The sequence below is a fragment of the Streptomyces sp. NPDC059247 genome (genome assembly GCF_042754005.1).
Lineage (GTDB): Bacteria > Actinomycetota > Actinomycetes > Streptomycetales > Streptomycetaceae > Streptomyces.
Map to the genome: position 1 here is coordinate 261,234 of NZ_JBHYZW010000008.1, position 23,088 is coordinate 284,321.

A 23,088-nucleotide genomic window follows, 5' to 3' on the forward strand; every position below is an offset into this window, starting at 1 on the left:
GACACCGTCCGACGGTGCCGGGCCCGGCGGACCGTGCCCGCGGGCGGGGTCAGCCGCCGAGGGCCTCGCCGCCGGTCCGCAGCCTCACCGCGGAGCCCTTCCTGGTCTTGACCAGCTCCAGCTGTGCCGGAACGCGGCGGCGCAGATCGGCGACATGGCTGACGATGCCGACGCTGCGGTCCCGCTCGCGCAGTGAGTCGAGGACGTCGAGGACCTCGTCGAGGGTCTGTTCGTCGAGGCTTCCGAAGCCCTCGTCGATGAAGAGGGTGTCGAGCCGGACCCCGCCCGCCTCGTCGCTGACGACGTCCGCGAGGCCGAGCGCGAGGGCCAGCGAGGCGAAGAAGGTCTCGCCGCCGGAGAGGGTCGCGGTGTCGCGTTCGTTGCCGGTCCAGGCGTCGACGACGTGCAGGCCGAGTCCGGCCCTGCGGCCACCGGAGCGGGCGTCGGAGTGGACGAGGACGTAACGGCCCGCGGACATCCGCTGGAGGCGGGCGCTGGCGGCGGCGGCGACCTGTTCGAGGCGGGCGGCCAGGACGTACGACTCCAGGCGCATCCGGCGTTCGTTCTCGGCGGAGGTGCCCGCGGTGAGGGCGGCGAGCCGGGCGACCCGGTCGTACTCCTCGCGCAGCGGCCCCAGACGGCGGACCTCGGTCATGGCCTGCCGGGAGAGGGTGGCGAGTCCGGTGGACCGGTCGCGGGCGGCGGTCAGTACGGAGGAGGCGTCGCGGAGCGCGCGCCCGGCGGCGGTGTCGGCGGCGGCGGCGCCCGCCGGGTCGGCCGGGGGGAGCTCGGCGGCGGCCGAGGCGCCGGGCTCGGCGAGGCGGTCCTCGACGACGACCGCCTCGGCCCGCCAGGCGTCCACGCGGTGCTGGTGGTCCCGGCGTTCGGCGTCGGGCAGCAGCGCGGCGGCGGCCTCGGCCGGGGTGGTGAAGCCCGCCCGGTAGGCGGCGTCCGCGAGGCCCCCGTCGGCCTCCTTGAGCCGCTCGGCGGCGAGTTCGGCGGCGCGGACGGTCCCGGTGGCGTCGACGAGGAGGGCGATGCGCCGCTCCAGGAGGGCGGCGTGTTCCGCGACCCGGGCGAACGCGCCCCGGCCCAGGGCGATCTCCTCCTCCAGGGCGGTGGCCTCGGCGTCCAGGGTCTCGCGCCGCGAGGTCCGCGCGGCCACCCGGCGCTCGGCCTCCCGCTGCGCCGAGGCCCGGCCCTCGTGCTCCCGCTCGGCCCCCGCCAGTGCCTCCCGCGCGCTGTGGGTCCGGGCGGCGAGCGCGTGTGCCTCGCGGTGACGGTGGATCAGTTCCTCTACCTCGGCGGCGAGTCCGGCGACCGAGGGGCCGTCGGCCGGGTCGGTGGTGGAGCCCGCCGCGCCGGGCGGGCCGTCCGCGAGGGCCTCCGCGCGGGCGGCGGACCAGGACTCGCGGACGACGGCGCGTTCGTTCTCGGCGGCGGTACGGAGTTCGTCGGCGCGGGTGTAGGCCGCGTAGGCGGCTTCCTCGGTGGCGCGGTCGACATGGTCGGCGGTGGTGCGGGCGGGCGCGGGATGCGCGGCGGAGCCGCACACCTGGCAGGGCTCGCCGGGGGCGAGGGTGACCGCGAGTTCGGCGGCGATGCCCTCCAGACGGCGGGACTTGACGTCGAGCCAGTTCTCGTGGGCGGTGTTGCGGTGTTCGCGGGCGTCCGCGAGACGGGCCCCGGCCGCTTCGGCGTCCTCGGCGAGGGCGTCGCGGCGGCGGGCGGCGGCGAGTCTGCGGCGGGCGGGTTCCAGGCGCCCGGCGAGGTGCTCGGCGCGGGCGGCGGCGTCCCGCGCCTCCTCGACGTGTCCGGTGAGCGCGGCGCGCCGCGCCTCCCAGTCGGCGAGCCAGTCGGCCGCGTCACGGAGGACGGCTTCGTCGGCGCGGGCCTCCCGGGTGAGGACGGCGCGTTCCTCGGCGATCACGGCGGCCCGGTGCTCGGCGCGGCGGGCCGCCGCGAGCCCGCCGAGTTCCCCGCGCAGCCGGTGTTCGAGGGCGGTGAGCTGTTCGGCCCCGGCGTCGGCGAGGTCGGGCGGCAGGAGGGAGCGGGAGCGGGTACGAGCGGTGCGGGCGGCGGTGTGGGCGCGTTCGGCGTCCTGGCGCAGGGCGAGCGCGGGGGCCACCCGGTCCGCCTTGACGGCCCGGTCGAGGGCGGTCTGGAGCCGGTCGCGCTCCGGGGCGTGCGCGGCGAGGCTCTCCTTGCGCCGGAGTGCGTCGGCGTGCCGTTCCTGGCGGTGGGCGAGGTCGTTCTGGGCGTCGAGCGCGGTGCGGGCCGCGCTCTGCCGGGCCTCGGCGGCGTCGAGCCGTACGCGGGCGATGTCGAGGGTCTCGCGGGCCTCGGTGCGGGCGACGGCGGCCCAGGTGAGGACGGCGGCGGCGAGTCCCGGTTCGCCGGGCCTCGCGTCCACGGGGGTGCGGGCGACGTCGAGGCCGCCGGCCGCCTGGCCCATGCGGTGGGTGAGGGCGAGGAGGCGTTCGTCGCCCTCCTCGACCTGTCGCTGGGCGCGGCGGCGCAGTTCGGCGAGGCGTTCCTCGACGGCGGCGAAGCGGCGGGTGTCGAAGAGACGGCCGAGGAGTCTGCCGCGGGCCTCGGCGTCGGCGCGCAGGAACCGCGCGAAGTCGCCCTGGGGCAGCAGGACGACCTGGCAGAACTGCTCGCGGCTCATGCCGACGAGCTGGGTGATCTCCTCGCCGGTCTCCTGGTGGGAGCGGCTGAGGCCCTGCCATTCGCGCGTGGCGGGGTCGTACTCGCGCAGCCAGGTCTGGGCCTTCTCGGTGGTGAAGCCGCCGCCGCGCTTCTTGGGGCGCTGCTGGGCGGGGCGCCGGGTGATCTCCAGGCGCCGGTCGCCCACGGTCAGTTCGAGGACGACCTCGGTGGTGGTGCCGACGGGCGCGTGGTCGCTGCGCAGGGAGGCGCCGGGGGTCTGGCGGGCGCCGGGCACGCTGCCGTACAGGGCGAAGCAGACCGCGTCGAGGACGGAGGTCTTGCCCGCGCCGGTCGGTCCGTGGAGGAGGAAGAGACCGGCGGACGACAGCGCGTCGAAGTCGACGGTCTGTCTGGCGCCGAAGGGGCCGAACGCGGCGATCTCCAGACGGTGCAGTCTCACCGGTCCCCCTCGCGCTCGGCCGTGTCGGTCCGTACGTCGTCGAAGGCGCCGTACAGGACCGTCCGCTCGGCGCCGTCGAGGGCGGCGCCGACGCGCACATGGGCCACGAAGTCCTCCGCGATCTGCTGGTCGGTGCGGTCCCTGAGGCGGGCGCCGTAGGAGGTGGCGGGGTCGTCGGCGGTGCGCTCGGGGTCGAAGACGAGGTGCAGGGCGTGCGGGAAGCGCTCGGTGAGCCGGGCCATGGGTTCGGCGGGGCGGACGGGGTCGGTGAGGGTCGCTTCGACCCAGGACGTCTCGTGGCGGGTGAGCGCGGGGTCGTCGAGGAGCGCGTCGAGGCGTCCCCTGATCCGGGCGAGGGCGCGCGGGACGGGGCAGTCGAGGCGTACGGCGGAGGTGATCGCGCCCCCGGCGGCTCCGGGGGCGCCCCCGGAGCCTTCGGAGCCGCCGGGGGCGGGCGCGGAGCCTTCGGGGGCGGGCCCGACGGAGGGGCCGAGGTCCACCAGCCACATGGTCTTGCGGTGGTCGGCCTCGGAGAAGGAGTAGGCGAGCGGGGAGCCGGAGTAGCGGACGTTCGGCGTGACGGTCTGGCTGCCGTGCAGGTGCCCGAGGGCGACGTAGTCGACGCCGTCGAAGATTCCGGCGGGGACGGCGGCGACGCCGCCGACGGTGATGTCCCGTTCGCTGTCGCTGGGCTCGCCGCCCGCGACGAAGGCGTGGGCGAGGACGACGGAGCGGGTCCCGGCGGGCCGGGTCGCGAGGTCGGCGCGGACCCGGTCCATCGCGGCGGCGAGGACGGCCTCGTGTCCGGCCCTCTCCGCGCCGAGCCGTTCCCTGACGAGGGCGGGTTCGAGGTAGGGCAGGCCGTAGAGGGCCACGTCGCCGTGTCCGTCGGCCAGGACGACGGGGGTGCCGACGGCCGCCGGATCGGTGCGCAGATGGATCCCGGCCCTGCCCATGAGTCCGGCGCCGACGCCGAGGCGGCGGGCCGAGTCGTGGTTGCCGGAGATCATGACGGTGGGCACCCCGGCCTCGGCGAGGCGGTGCAGGGCGGTGTCGAAGAGTTCGACGGCGGGCAGCGGGGGGACGGCCCGGTCGTAGACGTCCCCGGCGACGAGGACGGCGTCCACCCGGTGCTCGTGGACGGTGGCCACGAGGTGATCGAGGAACGCGGCCTGGGCTTCGAGGAGGCCGACGCGGTGGAAGGACCGGCCGAGGTGCCAGTCGGAGGTGTGCAGGAGCCTCACGGTGCCGTCCCACCCCGCATGTGTGCCGCTCCTCGCCGCCGGTTCCCGTCGTGTGTGCCCTCCACGCTATCCCGCCGGGGGGTGTGACCGGGGCCTCATGCCCGGGGTGACCGTGGGCCGTGGGCGTGGCCGTGGGGTGGGGACGGACCCCGGTCCGGTGCCGATGCCGGTCCCGATCCCGGTCCCGGCACGGTGCCGGTCCCGACCGGTGTCCGTCCCTGGGTCCGGCCGGACCTCGGTCCCGGCCCGACCCGGGCCGGTGTCGACCCGGGCCGGTGTCGGCCCGGCCGCTGTCGGTACCGGCCCCGATCCGGGCCGGTCTCCGGACACCGCCCGGCCCCAGCCATCCGGCTCTCCGACCAGCTCTACGACCCCCTCGAACGGCTCCGGCGACGGGGCACGCGGCCCCGGGCGGTGCCGTCACGCGTCGCCGTACGCCTCGCCGCCGAGTTCGCACGACGCCGTGCCCGCCGTGGCGTCCGCGAGCCAGGCGCGGAAGGCGGGGACGTCCGCGTCCGGGAGGCCGATCTCGATCGTGACGGCGTCGGCGTACCGCACGTCCCGGACGGCCCGGCCGGTCGCCCGCAGGTCGTTCTCCAGCTTGCCCGCCCGCTGGTGGTCGACGGTGACGGTGACGAGCCGGAAGCGCTGCCGGGTCACCGTGCCGAGCGTGTCGATGGCCTCGCCGACCACTCCGCCGTAGGCGCGGATGAGCCCGCCCGCGCCGAGCTTCACCCCGCCGTAGTAGCGGGTGACGACAGCAGCGACGTACCGCATGTCCCGGCGCAGCAGCATCTGGAGCATGGGCACCCCCGCCGTGCCGCCGGGTTCGCCGTCGTCGCTGGCCTTCTGGACGGAGGCGTCGGCGCCGAGGACGTACGCGTAGCAGTTGTGGGTGGCGGTCGGGTGCTCCTTGCGGACGCGCGCGACGAACTCCTGCGCCTCCCGCTCGTCGGCGACGGGCGCGAGCGCGCAGAGGAAGCGCGAGCGGTTGATCTCGGTCTCGTGGACGCCCTCGCGGGCCGGGGTGCGGTACTGCTCCTGCATCCGGCCAGCCTACGTTCCCGCCGGGGCCGGGCCGCCCGGCGGGAATCAGGGCCCGGGGCGGCTCGTTGTCGGGGAGGAAGGCGGCCGTCAGGACGGGCCGCGCCGAGGAGAGGCAGTACGAGCGATGAGCGGCGACACGACGACCACCACCGGACCGGCCGGGTACTCCGCGTCGGAGGCGGTGCGCAGGATCCTCACGTCCACCGGGGACACCTGGGCGGTGGTGGGGCTCTCCTCCAACACGGCGCGCGCGGCGTACGGGGTCGCGGGCGTCCTCCAGCGCTTCGGGAAGCGGATCGTCCCGGTCCACCCCAAGGCGGAGACCGTCCACGGCGAGCGGGGGTACGCCTCGCTGGCGGACATCCCGTTCCCGGTGGACGTCGTGGACGTGTTCGTGAACGGCGATCTGGCGGGCGCGGTCGCGGACGAGGCGGTCGGGATCGGCGCGAAGGCGGTCTGGTTCCAGCTGGACGTGATCGACGAGGCGGCGTTCGCACGCACCCGCGCGGCGGGCCTCGACATGGTGATGAACCGCTGCCCGGCGATCGAGATCCCCCGCCTGGGCTAACGGCACCCGTCAGGGGCCAGTGACGCCGTCGACGGCCGGGGAGCCGGGCGTCCCGGGGCTCCGCAGCCCGCCGCAGGCGGACGGCCCGAGGTGGAAGAGGACACGGTGTCCCGAAGGCGCGCCGGGGCGCCCGTAGACGCGAAGAGCCCTCTGTCCATGCCGGGTAGCGGCTGATGACGAGGGCCGGGCCCGGGGCCGTACCTCGGTGTCGGCCCGGGGCAGTACTCCGATGTCCGCTCGGGGCCGGGCCCGGGCGCCGCGCGTCTCGGTGCCGGGACCGGAGGTTCTGGCGGTCGCCCGGTCCGCGCTCCCGCCACCGGCGCTCCGGTCTCAGCCGAGCGGGACGCCCAGGCCCTCCAGGACGGTCACGCCCGGAAGTTGGGCGAACGCCTTGCCCGGCAGGATGAGTTTGCCGCGCCTGCGCCCGCTGCCTACGAGGACCCAGTCGGTGTCGACGACGGCGGCGTCCACGAGGAGCGGCCAGTCCCCGGGGAGGCCGATGGGGGTGATGCCCCCGTACTCCATGCCGGTCTCGCCGGTCGCGGTGTCCATCGGGGCGAAGGACGCCTTGCGGGCGCCGAGGTGCTTGCGGACGGCCCCGTTGACGTCGACCCGGGCGGCGGACTTCACGACGCAGGCGGCCAGTGTGGTCGTGTCGCCCCTGCGGCCCGCGACGACCACGCAGTTGGCGGAGGCGTCGAGCAGTCCGGGCCCGTGGTGCTCGACGAAGACGGCCGTGTCGGCGATGGCCGGGTCGGTGTCCACGTACAGCAGCCGCTCGACGGGGACGGGGCCCGTCCAGGCGCGGACGGCGGCTGCGACGGGTCCGGTGAGCAGGTCGAGACGCTCGGCGGCGGGGGTGGCGTCTTCGAAGGCTCCGATGGGTGCGCGCATGGGCACACGCTAACAACCGGCGCCCCGCGCGGGACCGTTCGTCCCCCCGTACGTACGGGCCTCTCGGTCGGCGGATCGTCTCCGCGTACGGACCGTCTCAGCGTACGGGCGGGATGGAGACCGCCATGGTCATCTCCACCGGCACGGTCCCGTCGTTGCGGTACGCGTGTGCCGTGTTGGCCTCGAAGACGGCCGAGGTGCCCGTGGGCAGGGTGTGCTCCGCGCCGTCCACGACCAGGGTGAGGACGCCGGAGGTCACGCTGAGCAGTTCGACCGTGCCGTCGGGATGCGGGTCGGAGGCGCTGCCGTCGCCGGGCATGAGGGTCCAGGACCACAGTTCCAGGGGACCCCGGGCCTCGGTGCCGACGAGGAGGGTGGTCTGGCTGCCGGTGGAGGTGGACCACATGCGCACGGCCCGCTCCGGCGGGACGAGCCGGACCTGGGGGCCCCGCTCGTGGTCGAGCAGGGTCGTGATCGAGACACCGAGGGCGTCGGCCAGTTTGACGGTGGTGCCGACGCTGGGGTTCGTCCGGGCCTGCTCGATCTGGATGATCATGCCTCGGCTGACGCCCGCCCGAGCGGCGAGGGCGTCCAGGGTGAGCGCCCGCTCCTTGCGCCAGCGCTTCAGGTTCCGGGCTAGCGACTGCGTGAGCTGGTCGAGGTCCGACACGTTCCGTCCCATGTCCTGGATGAAAGAGTCCAATGGAGTGAACTACGGTGGGATGTACCGCATGGTTCACCGCACTGTACTGCCCGTACGGGTCCCAGGGCCCGCGCGGTCCGTGCGGTGCGCGTCCGCGAGGGCGCGGCAGGCCGTCCGGCCCTGGTCACCGGCTCCCTGGAGGAGCGGACGCTCCGGGCGCGTGGCCGGGCCACGGCCCGCCCGGTCTCCACCCCCGGGAGCGGCCCCGGAATCGCGGCCGGAGATACGGCGGAGACCGTCTCCGGAGCCGTACCCGGGACCCTGGAGTCGCCTACGGGCCCCGGGGCGTCTCCGGCCCCGGGGCGTCTCCGGAAAGCGCGCCCCAAGCCGCGTCCGAGGCCCCCCGTCACCCGGTCACTCCGTCGTCACCCCGACTCCCCCGCCTCCTCCCCGTCCGCGGCGGTCAGCGCGTCGGCGATCATCCGGGTGGCGAAGGCGCGGTCGCCGGTGACCCGGTTGATCAGCTCCGCGAGCAGGAAGGCGGTGGCCTCCAGGGAGTTCATCTCCTCCGGCGTCCACTCCCCGTACTGGCGGCGCCACAGGCTGGGGCTCAGACCGGTGCCCGCCGCGACGACGAGGCCCGCCATGGTGGGGACGGTCTCGGGGCGGATGCTCCGGGGCATCATCCGCATCGTGGTCACCAGATTGGGGACCACGTACTCGATGACGTCCTGGTCGTGCTGTTCGCAGGCGCTCCGCAGCCACTTCATGAACATGAAGATGAGCGTGCACGCCCCGTCCAGCAGGTCCTGGGCGCCCGTGGGGCCGAGGGACCGGATGAACTGCCCGTCGAGGCGCCGCTGTTCGTCCGCGTCCATGACCTGGCCGTCATAGACGGCCTTGAGCCGGGAGTCGATCACCAGGAGCGCGGCGCTCACGTCCCCGGCGGGTGCGTAGCGGGGGTCGCAGGACGATGGCACAGGAGTCCTCCTCACGCGGGCCGCGACGGGCGGCGCGGCACGATTGCACGGTAGTCCGCCGATCGGACCGGTTCGGGGGATTCCACGGGGAAGACCCCCAGGGGTGAACCGGGCCCGCGCGACGACGGAAGTCCCCTACGGAACCGGCCGCTTGACGCGCTGTGCGGGAGATCACACCGCCGACGGGGTCGGCGCTCCCTACGATGCGTGAGGCGTACAGCTACCCCCGTACCCCCTCTGTCGGCGCACCCACCCGGCCGCCCGCCCCACCCCGCTCCGTCTGCCCGCCCCGCTCCGTCCCGTCCCGCTTCAGGAGGCCCGATCCCGTGACCACAGGCGCCCTCGCCCCCGCGAGCTACTACGAGCGGACCGGTGAGCACCACTTCAAGCCCACGGCCCACGCGGGCGGCGCGTGGAGCACCGACGAGCAGCACTTCAGCCCGCTCTCTGGGCTCGTCGCGCACGCCGTGGAGCAGCACCTCGCGGCCCGGCCCGCCGCCGCGCACGGCCCGCTGGTCCTGTCCCGGATCAGCTACGACATCCTCGGCAGGATCGCCCTCGACGAGTGCGCGGTCACCGTGGAGACCGTCCGCCCCGGGCGGACCATCGAACTCCTCGAAGCGACCGTCACCATCGGCGGGCGCGCGGTCGTGCGCGCCCGTGCCTGGCTGCTCGCCGCCCAGGACACCTCGGCCGTCGCCGACAGCCCCGTCGAGCCGCTGCCCGCCCCCGAGGAGCTCGACCGGTGGGCGATGGGAGCCGCGTGGAACGGCGGGTACGTCTCCTCGATCGAGGTGCGCCGGACGCCCACGGTCCGCAGGGGGCGCGCCACGGCGTGGCTGTCCACGCCCCTCACCCTGGTCGCGGGCGAGGAGACCGGCCCGCTCGCCTCGTACGTGACGCTGGTGGACACCGCGAACGGGATCGCCGTGCAGCAGGACCCCGGTGCCTGGATGTTCCCCAACCTCGATCTGACGATCCATCTGCACCGGCAGCCGAGGGGCCGCTGGACCGGCCTCGACACGACGGTGGTCTTCGGGCCGTCGGGGCAGGGGCTCACCAGCAGTGTCCTGCACGACGTCCACGGGCCCGTGGGCCGCGCGGAGCAGATCCTCACCGTCCGTCCGCAGCCCGGGGGGTGAGCCTCCAGGCGGTGCCGGGGATTCCCGGCCCGGTCACTCCGGTGCCTCGTACCGGCCGCCGGGCCACTGGGCGGACATGGTGTGCTCGACGTCCTTCCTGCCCTGCCGGGCCCGGACTCCGTCGCGGGCCGGTGGCGCGTGACGGCCGCGTACCCCACGAGCACCTGGTCGTCGAAGTCCTCCGAGCCCGGCCGGGGCTCAGCCGGTCCGCTGGACCTCCCACGCGGCGAGCGCGGCGAGCTGCTCCGGGGTCACGTGTTCCGGGATCGGTACCGGGGCCGGGGTGCGGAGCGGGGGCTGCCAGCCCTTCTCGGGGTCCCAGCCGCGCACGATCCGGGCCGGGGCACCGGCGACCACCGAGTGGTCGGGCACCTCTCCCCGTACGACCGCGCCCGCCGCGACGACCACGTTCCGGCCGAGCCGGGCGCCGGGCAGGACCACCGCGCCGGTGCCGAGCCAGCAGCCGGGCCCGATGGAGACGGGTGCGGAGCGGGGCCACTGGCGGCCGACCGGCTCGTCCGGGTCGTCGTAGCTGTGGTTGGTGGAGGTGATGTAGACGTACGGACCGCAGTAGGTGTCCGAGCCGATGGTCACCTTCGCGTCGGCGATGACATGGCTGCCCCGGCCGAGGACGACCCCGTCGCCGAGGGTCAGGACCGTGTCCTCCCCGAGGTCGAGGTCCGGCAGCATCCCGGCGGTCAGCGTGACCTGTTCGGCGATGATGCAGCACTCGCCGATCTCGATCCACCGCTCGCCGAAGACGGTGCCCTGCGGGAAGGCGAGCCGGGTGCCCGCGCCGAGGCGTCGGAAGCGGAGCCTGCCGGGGTGCTCGGCGGTGACCGATCCCGTCTCCCGCACCCAGCGCCAGCCGCCCTGCACGGCACGGGCGAGAACCCGGCGCCGCCAGGCGGACAGGGAGGAGAACGTGTTTCGGTTCCTGGGCACCCGGCCACCGTAGTCGGCGGTGTCGTGCCTGTTCAGTGCGGTGCGCTGTGATGTCCGTCATGAGCACGGCATAGGCTGCCGCCGGGGGCACCCCCGGGCTCGGCACGACCGCTGACGATCAGGAGCGAACCATGACAGAGGCGTTGATCAAGGGTGTGGGCGGCAAGGAGCCGCGGATCGACCCGACCGCCTTCACCGCGCCGACGTCCGTGGTCCTCGGCGAGGTGACCCTCGGTGCGCGGGCCAGCGTCTGGTACCACGCGGTGCTCCGGGCGGACTGCGGGGCCATCGAGATCGGCGAGGACTCCAACGTGCAGGACAACTGCACGGTGCACGTCGATCCCGGCTTCCCCGTCTCGATCGGCGCCCGCGTGACCGTCGGCCACAACGCGACCGTGCACGGCTGCGTCATCGAGGACGACGTCCTCGTCGGCATGGGCGCGACCGTCCTCAACGGCGCGCGGATCGGCGCCGGTTCGCTGGTCGCCGCGCAGGCGCTCGTCCCGCAGGGCATGGAGGTCCCGCCGGGCTCGCTGGTCGCGGGCGTTCCGGCGAAGGTCCGCCGCCCGCTGACCGAGGAGGAGCGGGCGGGCATCCGGCTGAACGCCGAGATGTACCTGCACCTCGCCAAGGGCCACGCGGAGGCCTTCGAGGACTGAGCCAGCCGTCGGATCCCCCCGGGGGTACGGGACCGGGCTCCGCCGTCGGATCCCCGTGGGTACGGGACCGGGTCCGGGTCCGGGTCCACGGGGGAGGGGGCGGGGCCTGTCGACAGGCCCCGCCCCCTCCCCCGTACGCACGGGGCTCAGTCGGCCGCCGCGACCGGCTCCGGGGACCCGGACCGCTCCGCCGCCGCCTTCTTGGCGCGGTTCTTGACGATCAGCAGCGAGGCGGCGCCGATCAGCAGGGCGAGGACGAGACCGAGCCAGGAGAAGCGCTTGAGCCAGGCCTCCGCGACGATGCCGACGGAGTAGATGACGGCCGTGGTGCCGCCCGCCCACAGGATGCCGCCGAGGACGTTGGCGACGAGGAACTTCCAGTACGGCATGTGCAGCACGCCCGCCAGCGGCCCGGCGAAGATGCGGAGGAGGGCGATGAAGCGGCCGAAGAAGACGGCCCACATGCCCCATTTCCGGAAGGAGTTCTCGGCCAGGCCGATGTTGGCCTCGCTGAAGTGCCTGGGGAACTTCCTCTCCAGCCTGGCTAGCAGCGGACGGCCGCCCTTGCGGCCGATCGCGTAACCGATCGAGTCACCGATGATCGCCCCGGCGACGGCGCAGGCGCCGAGCACGTACGGGTTGATGTCGCCGTGCTGCGAGGCGAGGAGCGCCGAGCTGACGAGGACGATCTCACCGGGCAGCGGGATGCCCAGGCTCTCCAGCCCGATCACCACCCCCACCAGGACGTAGACGGCGATCGCGGGGATCGTCTCCAGCCACTCCTGGACGTGCACGCGGCTTCCTCCCGTTTCGACTGCCCGGCCGCGCCCGGCCCGTGGTCGGGGCCGGGCCGCCGTCGTGCCCCGGCCGGGCACGACCGGGGCACTCTACCGGTCGGGGCGACCTCGCCGGGCCGCCGCCCACCGGGAACGCGCACCGCCCCCGCACCCCCGGGGAGGGGTACGGGGGCGGCGCGGGACACGCCCCGCCGTCCCGGCGCCACCGGGCGGCGGGCGCGGGACGTCAGGAGTTCGGGCGGAGCGTCCAGACGACCGTCATCTCGCCGGTCACGGCGCCGTCCTCACGGGTGATGTCGATCCGCACCGGGAACTCGGGGCGCTCTCCGGCGTCGAGTTCGGCGATCACCTCGGCGGCGGGGCGGCCGAGGGTGGCGGTGGCGGTGACGACGCCCATGGCCAGCTTCTTGTAGCCGATCTCGGCGCGGACGGCGAGCGGGACCGCGCGGCCGAGCTGGGCGCCGAAGGCGGCGAGCACGACGGCGCCGCTGGCGGACTCGGCCAGGGTGAACATCGCTCCGGCGTGCGGTCCGCCGACGTGGTTGTGGTAGGCGGGCTGGTCCGGCAGGCGGACGACGGCGCGCTCGGCGGTGGTCTCCAGGAACTCCAGGTTCAGGGTCCCGGCCATGGGAACCGTGGCGGCGAGCATCTCGCCCACGGACATCTGGTCTGCGCTCATGGACCCTGATGTTACCCACCGGTAGTAGCCTTGGCCATCCCTTCGCACCCCTGGGTGAGAAGGGGCTCCGCGCGCGCGTGCCCGGGGCGGGCGTGGTCCGGTCGCCCCCGCACCTCTATGGTTACTGGCCATGTGGCCAGGACAGCAGCCGCCCGGGGGCGAGCAGAACCCGCAGGACCCGAACCAGAACCCCTATCAGCAGCCGGGGTACCAGCAGCCGAACCCGTATCAGCAGCCGCCCGGCCAGCCGGGTCACCCGCAGCCGTCGGCCCAGCCCGGCTATCCGCAGCCGCCCACGCAGCCCGGATACCCGCAACAGGGGTACGGGCAGCAGGGGTACGGGCAGCAGCCCGGGTACGGACAGCAGAACCCGTACCAGCAGCCGACCATGCCGCAGCAGCAGTACGGGGCGCCCGCGCCCGGCGGACCCGGCGGACCCGGGGGCACTCCCGGCGGCGGGAAGAAGAAGACCACCCTCGTGGCGATCGTGGCCGCGACCGCCGTGGTGGTCGCGGCGGGCGCCACCGCCTTCTTCGTCCTCGGCAAGGAGGACGGCGAGAAGCCCGTGGCCGACGACCGGAAGCCGTCCGTGACGGCTTCCGCCCCGACGGACCCCAGCGCACCCCCGACCCTCGCCAACCCGCGCGACGGCGCCGCCCAGCAGCCGACCGTCCCGGGCTGGAAGGTCGTCTACAACCCGAAGTACGGCACCCTCTTCGACGTACCGCCGGAGTGGGAGGTGCAGAAGCCCGGTTCGCTGACCTTCTTCGACGACGAGAAGAAGAACGACGGCAGCCCGCTCGTCACCATGTCGAGCCCCACCCGCCTCAAGAGCCAGTGGTGCACCTACGACGTCGACAAGAACGGCAGGGACGAGAGCTGGAGCCTGAGCACCGCGGGCACCAAGGGCGGCCAGGGCGCCAAGAACACCGACGCCGCCTCCCGCAGCGAGGCGGGCACCTGGGTCTGGGGCGGCTACGCGCAGCACATGCCGCAGAGCACCATCCAGATCACCAAGCCCGTGCCGTACACCACCGCGTCGGGCCTCACCGGCAGCCTGGCCACCGCCAAGGCGCCGAACGTCAAGAAGCGCAACAAGTGCGAGACGGACGGCAAGTCGTACGCCTTCACCTTCAAGAACGCGCAGGGCGACTTCTCGACCTGGGTCCTCTACGGCGCCGCCGGTGTCGCCGACGAGCTGCCGGACACCGTCATCCGGAAGATCCTCTCGACGGTCCGGCTCGCCCCGTCGTCCTGAGCCCGCACCACCCTCCGGCGCCCCTCGGGCCGTCCGGGGCCCGGGTCTCCTGAGGCTCGGGCCCTCCGATCACGGCACCGGGCCCGGTGCGCGGTCCGTCCGCGCACCGGGTCCCGCCCGTCCCACGCGCACCGGCCGCACCGACCGCCCCAACCGTGTCCGCCTGCCGGAGCCGCCCTCCCGGATATCGGTTTGACGTCGGAGGGCGCCGACCGGAATGGTCCCCGGGGTGAGCACCCTCCCCGACGCCTCCCCCGGTCGCCTCCCCGAGTGGGCCGGCCGCAACTACGTCCTCCTCACCGCCGCCACCGTCGTGACCAATCTCGGCACACACGGCGCGCTGATCGCCACGACCTGGGCGGTGTTCGAGTCCGGCGGCGACGCGGGGGACGCCGGACTGGTGGCGATGGCGCGCTTCCTGCCCCTCGTCCTCTTCCTGCTGATCGGCGGCGCGGTCGCCGACCGGGTGCCCCGGCACCGGGTGATGGTCGCCGCCAACGTCCTCAACTGCGTCTCCCAGGCCGTCTTCGCCGCCCTCGTGCTCACCGGCGAGGCGCAGATCTGGCAGATGATGGTGCTCACCGGGCTGTGCGGCACCGGGCAGGCGTTCTTCAACCCGGCGGCCGAGGGGATGCTGCTGTCCACCGTCACCGGGGAGCAGGCGAGCCGGGCCTTCGCCGTCTACCGGATGGCCATGCACGGCGCCGCCATCGGCGGTGCCGCGCTCGGCGGCGCCCTCGTCGCCTTCGTCGGACCGGGCTGGGTCCTCGTCATCGACGCGGTCGCGTTCGCGCTGGCGGGCGGACTGCGGGCCTTCCTCGACGTGAGCGGCATCCCGGACCGGGCGCCCGGCGGCGGTCTCTTCGCAGATCTGCGGGACGGCTGGCAGGAGTTCGTCGGCCGCCCCTGGCTGTGGTCGATCGTCGCCCAGTTCTCCGTGGTGGTGGGCCTGATCGGGGCGGTCGAGGCGGTCTTCGGACCGATGGTCGCCCGGGACGAGCTCGGCGGCGCGCGCCCCTGGGGCATCGCGCTCGCCGCCTACGGCGCGGGGACCGTGGCCGGTGCCGTCCTGATGACCCGGTGGAAACCGCGCCGGATGCTGTTCGTCGGGACGCTCTGCGTCTTCCCGATCGCACTGCCCTCGGCCGCGCTCGCCGTACCCCTGGACGTGGTGGGGCTCATCGCGGCGATGTTCGTCAGCGGTGTGGCGATCGAGGTGTTCGGCGTGTCGTGGATGACGACGATGCACCAGGAGATCCCCGAGGAGAAGCTGTCCCGGGTCTCGGCGTACGACTGGTTCGGCTCGACGGCCCTGCTGCCGCTGACGACCGCGCTCGCGGGCCCGGCGGAGAGCGCGTTCGGCCGGAGCGAGGCGCTGTGGGGCGCGGCGGCGCTGATGACGCTCGTCACCGCGCTCGTCCTGCTGGTGCCCGACGTGCGGAACATGACCCGGCGCCCGCACTCCGGGAAGACCGACGGGACGCCGCCGGTCCCGGAGACGGCGCTCTCCGGGACCGTCGCGGGGGCCGCCGGATCACCCGATGCCGAAGGCGCCCTCCGGCGGAACGGGTGAGGGTACGGCCCCGGCGTCGAGGACCGGTTCCGCGTCCCCGGTGAACCGGCGGACCTTCTCCCCGTGCTCCACGCGCGCGGGGAAGGCGTCCGCCGCCGCCCGCCGCGCGAGGCGGGCGGTGTCGAGTTCACGGGCGGAGGCGACGAGGACCGCGTTGCCGAAGCGGCGCCCGCGCAGCACGGCGGGTTCGGCGACCAGCGCCAGTTCCGGGAAGACGGTGGCGAAGGTGGCCAGCTGGGAGCGGAGGAAGGCGAAGGGCGCCCCGTCGGCCAGATTGGCCGCGTAGACGCCACCGGGCCGCAGGACGCGCCGCACCTCGCGCGCGTACTCCACGGAGGTGAGGTGGGCGGGCACCCGCGAGCCGCCGAAGACGTCGCCGACGATCAGATCGGCCGAGGCGGCGGGGGCGGCCTCCAGCCAGCGCCGGGCGTCCGCGCCGTGCACCGCGATCCCGGAGCCCTCGGGCAGCGGCAGGTGCTCGGCGACCAGGGCGAGCAGCCCGAGGTCGGCCTCCACGACGTCCTGGCGCGAGCCGGGCCGGGTGACGTGGACGTACCGGGGCAGGGACAGCGCCCCGCCGCCCAGGTGCAGGACGTCCAGCGGGGCGCCCTCCTCGGCGGCGCCGTCGACGACGTGCGCGAGCCTGCGCGCGTACTCGAACTCCAGGTGCGCCGGGTCGTCGAGGTCCACGTACGACTGGGGAGCGCCGTCGACCGTCAGAAGCCAGGCCCGCTCCCGGTCCACGTCGGGCATGAGGCGCGCGGTGCCCTGGTCGGTCTCGCGCAGGACGGGAAGGTGCTCGTTCACGCCCTCATTCTGCCGGGACCCGGGCGCGGCTCCGCCGGGGGAGGTCCCGCGGGGCTCGCGGGCCGGTTCAGAGGTGCTTGGTCGCTTCCCGTACCGAGAGCGGGGAGAGTGCGCCCCCGTGGGCGGCGACGAAGGCGCGGACCTCCGCCGGGGACGTCTTGGCGTACTCGCGCAGGCTCCAGCCGATGGCCTTGCGGAGGAAGAAGTCGGTGTCGGGGGCGCGCCGCAGGCAGTACGCGAAGAGGCGGTCGGCGTCGGTGTCCGCCGTGAAGCGGAGCTGGTGGAGGAGGGCCGTCCGGGCCACCCAGAGGTCCTCGTCGCCGATCCACTCGTCCATGCGGGCGGCGAGCGCGGGATCGGCGGCGACGAGCCCGCCGACGACATGGGCGGCGAGGTGGTCGACCGTGTCCCACCAGGAGACGGTGGTGACGAGACGCCGGGCGACGGGCAGGAAGCCGGAGGAGCAGCGCCGGACGTGACGGCGCAGGTAGTCCACGGCGAAGTAGTGGTACTCGCGCTCGGGCAGGGCGAAGCAGCGCAGGGCGACGGCGGCGCAGTCCCGCTCGTCGGGGCGGGGCGTGCCGTCGAGGACGGTACGGGAGAGGGCACGGCGCTCGGGCGTCCGCAGCCCGAGGAAGGGGGCGACGCCCTTCATGTACGCGGTCATCTCCTGCGCCCGGAAGGGGTTCCCGGCGGCGGGATAGACACGGGTGAGCCGCGCGAGGAGGACATCGGCGAGGGCGCTGTCGGGCACGGACCCGGCGTCGCCGACGGAAGGGGCGGGGGCGGACGCGCCACCGGAGACGGCGCGAAGCGGCTCGGCGGAGCCGCCCGTGACGGTACGCGGCTCGGCGCGGCCCGGGGCCGTACGGACGGAGGCCGCACGGCCCGCGTTCGCACGGCCCGGAGTGGCTTCTTCCGGCTCGGCGCGGTCCGGAGGCGTACGGTCCGACTCCGCGCGGTCCGGAGACGTACGGTCCTGCTCCGCGCGGTCCGGAGGCGTGCGGTCCGGGATCGTACGGACGCGGGTCGCCCGGTCCGGGGCTGTACGGGCCAGGGTCGCGCGGTCCGGCTCAGCACGGCTCCGGGTCGCCCGGTCCGGGACCGTACCGGCCCGGGGCGTGCGCTTCGGAGTCGTACGGCCCCGAGTCGCCCCGGCGGTCTCCCGGTCCGGCTCCTGCCCTGAGCCGTCCGGGGGCGTACGGTCCGGCCCGGAGTCGTCCGGGGTCGTACGGTCCGGCCCGTGGCCGTCCGGGATCGTGCCGTCCCGGTCCGCACGAGCCGCGCCCGCCCGGCCGGGTTCCGGGCCGCCCGTGGGACCGGTTTCCGGCCGTGCGGTGCCGCTCATGGGGTCTCCCTGCCCTGCGTGCGCCGGGACCGGACCCGGGCGGACATGACGCGCATTACGGCGATCATACGGAGGCGTCCGTTACTCTCCCCGAATGCTCGCTCCCGCACCCCGGCCGCCGGGCTCCCTCGCCCTCCGCTGCTCCCGGGTCCTGCTCTCGCCCCGCGCGCGGCTCTCGCTGCTCGCCCTGCTGCTGCTCTCGGCGGGTTCCCTCGTGCTGCTCTACGAGCCGCAGCGGCTGCTCTCCTCGGGCTGGCGACCCCGGGCGGACGGGGCGGGCGCGGTACTGCTGTTCGCCCTCGCGTACGGGGCGTGCACGGCGGCGTTCGTGCCGAGGCCGGTCCTCAATCTGGCGGCGGGCGCGCTGTTCGGGTCGGCCTTCGGTCTGACGGCGGCGGTCGCGGGGACGGTGCTGGGCGCCGGGATCTCCTTCACGCTCGGCCGGGTCCTGGGGCAGGACGCGCTGCGGCCGTTGCTGCGGGGCCGCTGGCTGACGGCGGCGGACGGGCAGCTGAGCAGGCACGGGTTCCGTTCGATGCTGGCGATCCGGCTGTTCCCGGGGGTGCCCTTCGCGGCGGCGAACTACTGCGCGGCGATCTCGCGGATGGGGTACGCACCGTTCCTCCTGGCGACGGCGCTGGGCACGGTGCCGAACACGGCGGCGTACGTGGTGGCGGGCGCCCAGGCCGATTCGCCGGGGTCCCCCGCGTTCCTCTTCTCGGCGGGTTTCATCGTCGTCTCGGGCCTCGCCGCCGCGGTGCTGGCCTGGCGCAAGCGGCACCGGCTGCGGGGCACCGGCCCGGCGCCGGTACCGGACGTGGCACCGGAACCGGTGGGCGGCGCGGCGCGCTGACCCCGGGCGGGCCAGGAGAGTACGGGGCCGTCCGTGACGGTCCCGGCGTCTCAGCCCGTACGGCGCCACCGTTCGTCGACGACGACCGAGCGGAGGCGCCAGCCGTCCGGGGTGCGGCGGGCACCGAAGGCGTAGCGCCCGCCGCAGACGAAGTCCTCACCGGAGGCGAAGCGCATCGGATTGACGTAGGCGGCGTCGACGTCGGCGAGGTCGCCGGTCTCCGGGAAACCGCCGGGTGTCCGGAAAGTGACCCTGCGGTTCACGATGAGGTGCTGGCGTACGGGGAACAGCGGCATGGTCGCGGCCAGCCACTCCGCGGCCTCGGCGGCGGAGCCCTCGATCCCGCCGGAACCCCGGTAGTCGGCGCGGCCGTCGGAGGTGAAAAGGGCCTGGTAGGCGGGCCAGTCACCGTCGTCCACGGCCGTCGCGTAGCCGGTGACGAGATCGTCGAGGGCGAGCCGGTCCATCACGGCGGAGAGGTCCACGCGCTGTGTCATCGCCTCAGTGTCCGTCAGCGCCCGCCGGTGGCCAAGGGGCGTGCACGACACGGCCCCGGCCCCTCCGGGAGCCCGTCGCCCCGTCCCGCGCGCGCCACGGCGAAGGGCGGCCGGTTGCCGGGGAACCGGGGCTGGATGGGGTAGGAGAGGAGACGACATCCGTACGCGTCCGAAGGGAGCCATCGTGTCCGCTGAACTCAGCGACAGGCTCAAGGAACTGCTCGACAGCCCCGTCTTCGTCACCATCGCCACCATCCAGCCCGACGGAAGCCCCCAGGTGTCCCCGGTGTGGGTGAAGCGCGACGGTGACGACGTGCTGATCTCGACGACCGTGGGGCGGCGCAAGGAGAAGAACCTGCGCCGTGATCCCCGGGTCACCGTGCTGCTCCAGCCGTTCGACTCCCCGTACGAGTACGCCGAGATCCGCGGCACCGCCGAGCTGGGCACCGAGGGCGGTCAGGAGCTGATCGACGAGCTCTCGTTGAAGTACGTCGGCAAGGAGTACCGCGAGTTCAACCCGGACGCGGCCGGTGACGCCCCGCGCGTGGTCGTCCGCATCACCCCGCGGAAGGTCGTCGGGCGGCTCTGAGCCCGCCGGAACCGTGCCCGGTGCCCCGCGTCCCTGACGGACCGCGGGGCACCGGGCACTCCTGTGCGGCCCCGGGTCAGCCCCTGGGGTCGGTGAGGTAGCCGTCGATCACCCGCATCGCCTCCACCGTGGAGCCCCTGCGGTAGAGCCAGTGGCCCACGACGTCCATGGTGAACAGGGTCGCCTTCGGGAACGAGCGTGCCATGCGGCGCGCTCCGGGCAGCGGGGTCGCGAGGTCGAGGGTCGCGTTGACCACGAGGACGGGCGGAAGGGGGCCCGCCGCCTGGGCCGGACGGGGCTTGGGCGGCATCGTCCAGCCCTGGCAGCCGAGGACGGTGTCCAGCGACTGGGAGTTGTAGCGGACGTGCGGGGCGGCCTTGGCGACCCGCTTGAGGATGGCCCGGTACTCGGCGTGGTCGCGGATCCGGAAGTCGTAGTCCCGGCACAGCGCGATCCGCGAGGCGATGTCCCTGCCGGAGGGCAGCCAGAAGACCTCGCCCCTGCCGGAGTGCAGGGCGGCCAGTTGCTTCGTCGTCTCCTCCCGACTGCCCTTGCCGACGGCGAAGGTCAGGAAGTCGGTGAGCTGGTCGGCGTCGATCTTGGTCCGCGTCGGGCCGTTCGGGCCCGGATCGCGGAGTTCGCCCGCGTCGGCGCGGGCGAACAGCCCGTCGGTGACGGCGAGGACGTCCTTGCCCTTGAGCGCGCAGGACGCGTCCTTCTCGCACCAGGCCGCGAGCCGCCTGAGGGCGGTGTCGACGGTGACGGCGCCGTCGGTGAGGTAGCGCTCGACGTTCGACCGGTCCGGGTCCATGGCGCTGTCGAGCGCCAGGGCGCGGAGCCTGCCGGGGAACAGCCGGGCGTACCGCTCGCCGAGGAAGGTGCCGTAGGAGTGGCCGATGAAGCTGATCCGGCTCTCGCCGAGGGCGGCGCGGATCGCGTCCATGTCACGGGCCACGGTCTCCCCGTCCATGTGGGCGGCGAGCGGCCCCGTCCGCCGCAGACAGCTCTCCGCCAGTTGCCCGTTGAGGGCGCGCATCCGTGCGAACTCGGCGGCGTCGCGGGGGCGGGCGGGGATCGATCCGATGAGGCTCTCGTCGCAGTCGGCGCTCTGGCTGCGGCCGACGCCACGGGGGTCGAAGCCGACCATGTCGAAGCGCTGGAGCATGTCGGGGGTGTAGCCGCTGATCGGGTCGTCGGCGTACAGGGCGTCGTCGGCGCCGGGCGCGCCGGGTCCGCCCGGGTTCGACATCAGGACGCCGATCCGGCGCGCGGGGTCGGTGGCCCGGTGGCGGGCGACGAAGATGCCGACCTCGGGGCCGTCCGGCTTCGACCAGTCCACCGGCACCCGCACCGTGCCGCACTCGGCGCGCGGGCTGGGCTCGGGGTAGGGCGGCTCGGCCTGACAGGGGCCCCAGGCGATCGGCGGTACGGAGGCGGCGGCGCCGGTCGGCTCCTGGGCGACGGCCGTACCGGGGGCGGCCAGGGAGGCCGCGACGAAGGAGGCGGCGGACAGGACGAGGAGGAGACGTGCCGAGAGGGCCCGTCGTCCGGAGGAACGGGGCGGCGCCGACGCGCGGTCGGGGCGCGGGCTGGGATGTGGGCTCGTGTTCACACGGGGACTTTCCCGGTCCCGTATGACGGTGTCTCCATGGGCACGTGGTGGGAACGTAACAAGGGCTCGGCCCCTCGCGGATGCCCGCCCGGGGCTTCGGGGCTTCAGGGCTTCGGGCGAAAGCGACCGGGCCACCGGGGCACCCCGAGCCCCGGCCACCGCCCCCGCACCCGGGCGCCCCGGTGGCTGCCCCGCCCCCCGTGGCCCTCCGCCGTCCCCTCGGCGGACTCGCCCGGCCGTGCCTTCCGGCGGCGCACGCGCGGAGGGCCCGCACGGCCTCTGCCGTACGGGCCCCTCCGTAGTGCTCCGTGGTGCTTCCGCCGCGCCTCCGCGCGGGCCGGTCAGCCCGCCGACTCGCCCGCGTGGGGGCTCAGGACGTCCGTGCCGACCAGGATCAGGATCAGGATGCCGAGCAGGATCCGGTAGATCACGAACGGCATGAAGGACTTCGTGGTGATGAACTTCATGAACCACGAGATCACCGCGTATCCGACGACGAAGGCGACGATCGTGGCGAAGATCGTCGGCCCCCAGGAGACGTGGCCCTCGCCCGCGTCCTTCAGCTCGTAGGCGCCCGAGGCGAGGACGGCGGGGATCGCGAGGAGGAAGGAGTAGCGCGCGGCCGACTCGCGGGTGTAGCCCATGAGCAGACCGCCGGAGATGGTCGCACCCGAGCGGGAGACGCCGGGGATCAGGGCCATCGCCTGGCAGAAGCCGTAGATGAGGCCGTCCCGTACGCCGAGGTCCTTGAGCGTCTTGCGCTCGCGGACCACCCGGTGGCGTCCGCCTGCCTCGTCGCGGGCGGCCAGCCGGTCCGCGACGCCGAGCACGACACCCATGACGATCAGGGTGGTGGCGATCAGCCGCAGATCACGGAAGGGCCCCTCGATCTGGTCCTTCAGCGTGATGCCGAGGACGCCGATCGGGATCGAGCCGACGATCACCAGCCAGCCCATCTGGGCGTCGTGGTCGGAGCGCATCGCCTTGTCCGTGAGGGAGCGGAACCAGGCCGAGACGATCCGGGCGATGTCCTTGCGGAAGTAGATCAGCACCGCGGTCTCCGTGCCGATCTGGGTGATCGCCGTGAAGGCCGCCCCCGGGTCGTGCCAGCCGGCGAACGCGGCGGTCAGACGGAGGTGCGCGCTGGAGGAGATGGGAAGGAACTCCGTCAGCCCCTGGACGAGCCCGAGGATGAACGATTCGAACCAACTCATGGGGCTAGGGCCGTCCCGTTATGTACGTATGTGGTCAGAAGGTCGAGCGCAGCGTACTCCCCCGAAGTGACGGGCAGGTTGTTCAGACCGGTCGAGGGTGCGTCGGGCCGGTCACGGTCCAGCCAGGGGCCCGGACGCGGGCCCTGAGCGAGTCGCTGTCGGCCTCGTCGCCGCAGTGCGCGCACACCACCCGGGGGCTGAGGACCTCGCCGCACCGGTGCTCCAGGACGACCGGGCGGTCGTCCGCGTTGAGGTGGCGGTCGCCCCAGGCCATCAGGGTCATCAGGACCGGCTGGAGCTCCTCGCCCGCCCGGGTCGCCCGGTACTCGAAGCGCGGGGGGTGCTCGCTGTACGGGACCTTCTCCAGGATTCCCGCCTCGACCAGGCGCTTGAGGCGGGAGGTGAGAATGTCACGGGGGGCGCCGGTGTTGCGGGCGATCCGGTCGAAGCGGTGCACGCCGAGGGAGACCTCGCGGAGCACGAGCAGCGAGTACTTCTCGCCGACGAGCGCGAGGGTGTCGGCGATGGAACAGGGGCGGGGCGCGGCCTTCATGAGGTCAGGGTAGGACAGCCCGGGGCAGTGGGTCCGGAAATCCAATCGACTGGCCGGAGAGGGTTTGAAAGTCA

General features: G+C 74.4%; 22 protein-coding genes. 7 read left to right on the forward strand and 15 right to left on the reverse strand.

Going from position 1 to position 23,088, the window contains the following annotated elements; translation table 11 throughout:
• Positions 1 to 49: 49 nt before the first annotated feature.
• From ACFXGN_RS17835 to ACFXGN_RS17845, 3 genes are all read right to left on the reverse strand, one after another.
• Positions 50 to 3,112, reverse strand: a complete 3,063-nt coding sequence (locus ACFXGN_RS17835) for an AAA family ATPase (protein ID WP_384859692.1) — start codon at positions 3,110 to 3,112, stop codon at positions 50 to 52.
• A complete protein-coding gene (locus ACFXGN_RS17840; protein WP_384859695.1) occupies positions 3,109 to 4,356 on the reverse strand; it encodes an exonuclease SbcCD subunit D in 1,248 nt (415 codons plus the stop codon). Before ACFXGN_RS17840 ends, ACFXGN_RS17835 begins: the two co-directional genes overlap by 4 nt.
• A 420-nt stretch (positions 4,357 to 4,776) precedes the next feature.
• Entirely contained in the window at positions 4,777 to 5,403 is a 627-nt protein-coding gene (locus tag ACFXGN_RS17845) for a YigZ family protein (protein ID WP_384859698.1), read from the reverse strand.
• A gap of 124 nt (positions 5,404 to 5,527) precedes the next feature.
• Between ACFXGN_RS17845 and ACFXGN_RS17850 the strand changes: the two genes are divergently transcribed.
• On the forward strand, positions 5,528 to 5,971 hold the full coding sequence (locus tag ACFXGN_RS17850) for a CoA-binding protein (RefSeq protein WP_384859701.1): 444 nt from the start codon (positions 5,528 to 5,530) through the stop codon (positions 5,969 to 5,971).
• A 330-nt stretch (positions 5,972 to 6,301) separates the two neighbouring features.
• On the opposite strand, the gene ACFXGN_RS17855 is transcribed toward ACFXGN_RS17850, so the two are convergent.
• The 3 genes from ACFXGN_RS17855 to ACFXGN_RS17865 all read right to left on the reverse strand — a co-directional run bounded on the left by ACFXGN_RS17855 (position 6,302) and on the right by ACFXGN_RS17865 (position 8,488).
• Positions 6,302 to 6,865: a YbaK/EbsC family protein gene (locus ACFXGN_RS17855; RefSeq protein WP_384859704.1), complete on the reverse strand. Its 564-nt coding sequence runs from the start codon at positions 6,863 to 6,865 to the stop codon at positions 6,302 to 6,304.
• 97 nt (positions 6,866 to 6,962) lie between these two features.
• A complete protein-coding gene (locus ACFXGN_RS17860; protein ID WP_384859823.1) occupies positions 6,963 to 7,535 on the reverse strand; it encodes a helix-turn-helix domain-containing protein in 573 nt (190 codons plus the stop codon).
• Between the two features lie 398 nt (positions 7,536 to 7,933).
• Positions 7,934 to 8,488: a hypothetical protein gene (locus ACFXGN_RS17865; protein WP_384859707.1), complete on the reverse strand. Its 555-nt coding sequence runs from the start codon at positions 8,486 to 8,488 to the stop codon at positions 7,934 to 7,936.
• 326 nt (positions 8,489 to 8,814) lie between these two features.
• Here ACFXGN_RS17865 and ACFXGN_RS17870 point away from each other — a divergent pair, with 326 nt between their 5' ends.
• Positions 8,815 to 9,630, forward strand: a complete 816-nt coding sequence (locus tag ACFXGN_RS17870; RefSeq protein ID WP_384859710.1) for a thioesterase family protein — start codon at positions 8,815 to 8,817, stop codon at positions 9,628 to 9,630.
• Between the two features lie 198 nt (positions 9,631 to 9,828).
• On the opposite strand, the gene ACFXGN_RS17875 is transcribed toward ACFXGN_RS17870, so the two are convergent.
• Positions 9,829 to 10,575: an acyltransferase gene (locus ACFXGN_RS17875; protein WP_384859712.1), complete on the reverse strand. Its 747-nt coding sequence runs from the start codon at positions 10,573 to 10,575 to the stop codon at positions 9,829 to 9,831.
• 131 nt (positions 10,576 to 10,706) lie between these two features.
• On the opposite strand from ACFXGN_RS17875, the gene ACFXGN_RS17880 reads away from it, so the two are divergent.
• Positions 10,707 to 11,234: a gamma carbonic anhydrase family protein gene (locus ACFXGN_RS17880; protein ID WP_351796858.1), complete on the forward strand. Its 528-nt coding sequence runs from the start codon at positions 10,707 to 10,709 to the stop codon at positions 11,232 to 11,234.
• Positions 11,235 to 11,380: 146 nt separating this feature from the next.
• Here the strand turns inward: ACFXGN_RS17880 and ACFXGN_RS17885 are convergent, their stop codons facing one another.
• A complete protein-coding gene (locus tag ACFXGN_RS17885) occupies positions 11,381 to 12,028 on the reverse strand; it encodes a DedA family protein (protein ID WP_384859714.1) in 648 nt (215 codons plus the stop codon).
• Positions 12,029 to 12,257: 229 nt separating this feature from the next.
• Positions 12,258 to 12,710, reverse strand: a complete 453-nt coding sequence (locus ACFXGN_RS17890; RefSeq protein ID WP_384859717.1) for a DUF4442 domain-containing protein — start codon at positions 12,708 to 12,710, stop codon at positions 12,258 to 12,260.
• A 130-nt stretch (positions 12,711 to 12,840) separates the two neighbouring features.
• On the opposite strand from ACFXGN_RS17890, the gene ACFXGN_RS17895 reads away from it, so the two are divergent.
• A complete protein-coding gene (locus ACFXGN_RS17895) occupies positions 12,841 to 13,968 on the forward strand; it encodes a hypothetical protein (RefSeq protein ID WP_384859720.1) in 1,128 nt (375 codons plus the stop codon).
• Positions 13,969 to 14,185: 217 nt separating this feature from the next.
• On the forward strand, positions 14,186 to 15,541 hold the full coding sequence (locus ACFXGN_RS17900; protein WP_384859722.1) for an MFS transporter: 1,356 nt from the start codon (positions 14,186 to 14,188) through the stop codon (positions 15,539 to 15,541).
• Here the strand turns inward: ACFXGN_RS17900 and ACFXGN_RS17905 are convergent.
• Together ACFXGN_RS17905 and ACFXGN_RS17910 are read right to left on the reverse strand one after the other, a co-directional pair.
• Entirely contained in the window at positions 15,503 to 16,348 is an 846-nt protein-coding gene (locus ACFXGN_RS17905) for a spermidine synthase (protein WP_384859725.1), read from the reverse strand. The genes ACFXGN_RS17900 and ACFXGN_RS17905 overlap by 39 nt on opposite strands.
• Positions 16,349 to 16,415: 67 nt before the next feature.
• On the reverse strand, positions 16,416 to 17,102 hold the full coding sequence (locus tag ACFXGN_RS17910; protein ID WP_384859728.1) for a DNA alkylation repair protein: 687 nt from the start codon (positions 17,100 to 17,102) through the stop codon (positions 16,416 to 16,418).
• Positions 17,103 to 17,790: 688 nt separating this feature from the next.
• Here ACFXGN_RS17910 and ACFXGN_RS17915 point away from each other — a divergent pair.
• Positions 17,791 to 18,549: a TVP38/TMEM64 family protein gene (locus tag ACFXGN_RS17915; protein WP_384859731.1), complete on the forward strand. Its 759-nt coding sequence runs from the start codon at positions 17,791 to 17,793 to the stop codon at positions 18,547 to 18,549.
• Between the two features lie 50 nt (positions 18,550 to 18,599).
• Here the strand turns inward: ACFXGN_RS17915 and ACFXGN_RS17920 are convergent, their stop codons facing one another.
• Positions 18,600 to 19,046, reverse strand: a complete 447-nt coding sequence (locus ACFXGN_RS17920; RefSeq protein ID WP_384859734.1) for a nuclear transport factor 2 family protein — start codon at positions 19,044 to 19,046, stop codon at positions 18,600 to 18,602.
• A gap of 184 nt (positions 19,047 to 19,230) precedes the next feature.
• On the opposite strand from ACFXGN_RS17920, the gene ACFXGN_RS17925 reads away from it, so the two are divergent.
• Positions 19,231 to 19,635 (forward strand): PPOX class F420-dependent oxidoreductase, encoded by a 405-nt coding sequence (locus ACFXGN_RS17925; protein WP_384859736.1) that lies wholly within the window; start codon positions 19,231 to 19,233, stop codon positions 19,633 to 19,635.
• Between the two features lie 76 nt (positions 19,636 to 19,711).
• Here ACFXGN_RS17925 and ACFXGN_RS17930 read toward each other — a convergent pair whose 3' ends face one another.
• From ACFXGN_RS17930 to ACFXGN_RS17940, 3 genes are all read right to left on the reverse strand, one after another.
• Entirely contained in the window at positions 19,712 to 21,247 is a 1,536-nt protein-coding gene (locus ACFXGN_RS17930; protein ID WP_384859739.1) for an alpha/beta fold hydrolase, read from the reverse strand.
• A 341-nt stretch (positions 21,248 to 21,588) separates the two neighbouring features.
• Positions 21,589 to 22,461, reverse strand: a complete 873-nt coding sequence (locus ACFXGN_RS17935; RefSeq protein ID WP_384859742.1) for an undecaprenyl-diphosphate phosphatase — start codon at positions 22,459 to 22,461, stop codon at positions 21,589 to 21,591.
• A gap of 82 nt (positions 22,462 to 22,543) precedes the next feature.
• The gene (locus ACFXGN_RS17940; RefSeq protein WP_384859745.1) at positions 22,544 to 23,014 is read right to left on the reverse strand and encodes a winged helix-turn-helix transcriptional regulator; all 471 of its coding nucleotides are present in this window, start codon (positions 23,012 to 23,014) and stop codon (positions 22,544 to 22,546) included.
• Positions 23,015 to 23,088 lie beyond the last annotated feature (74 nt).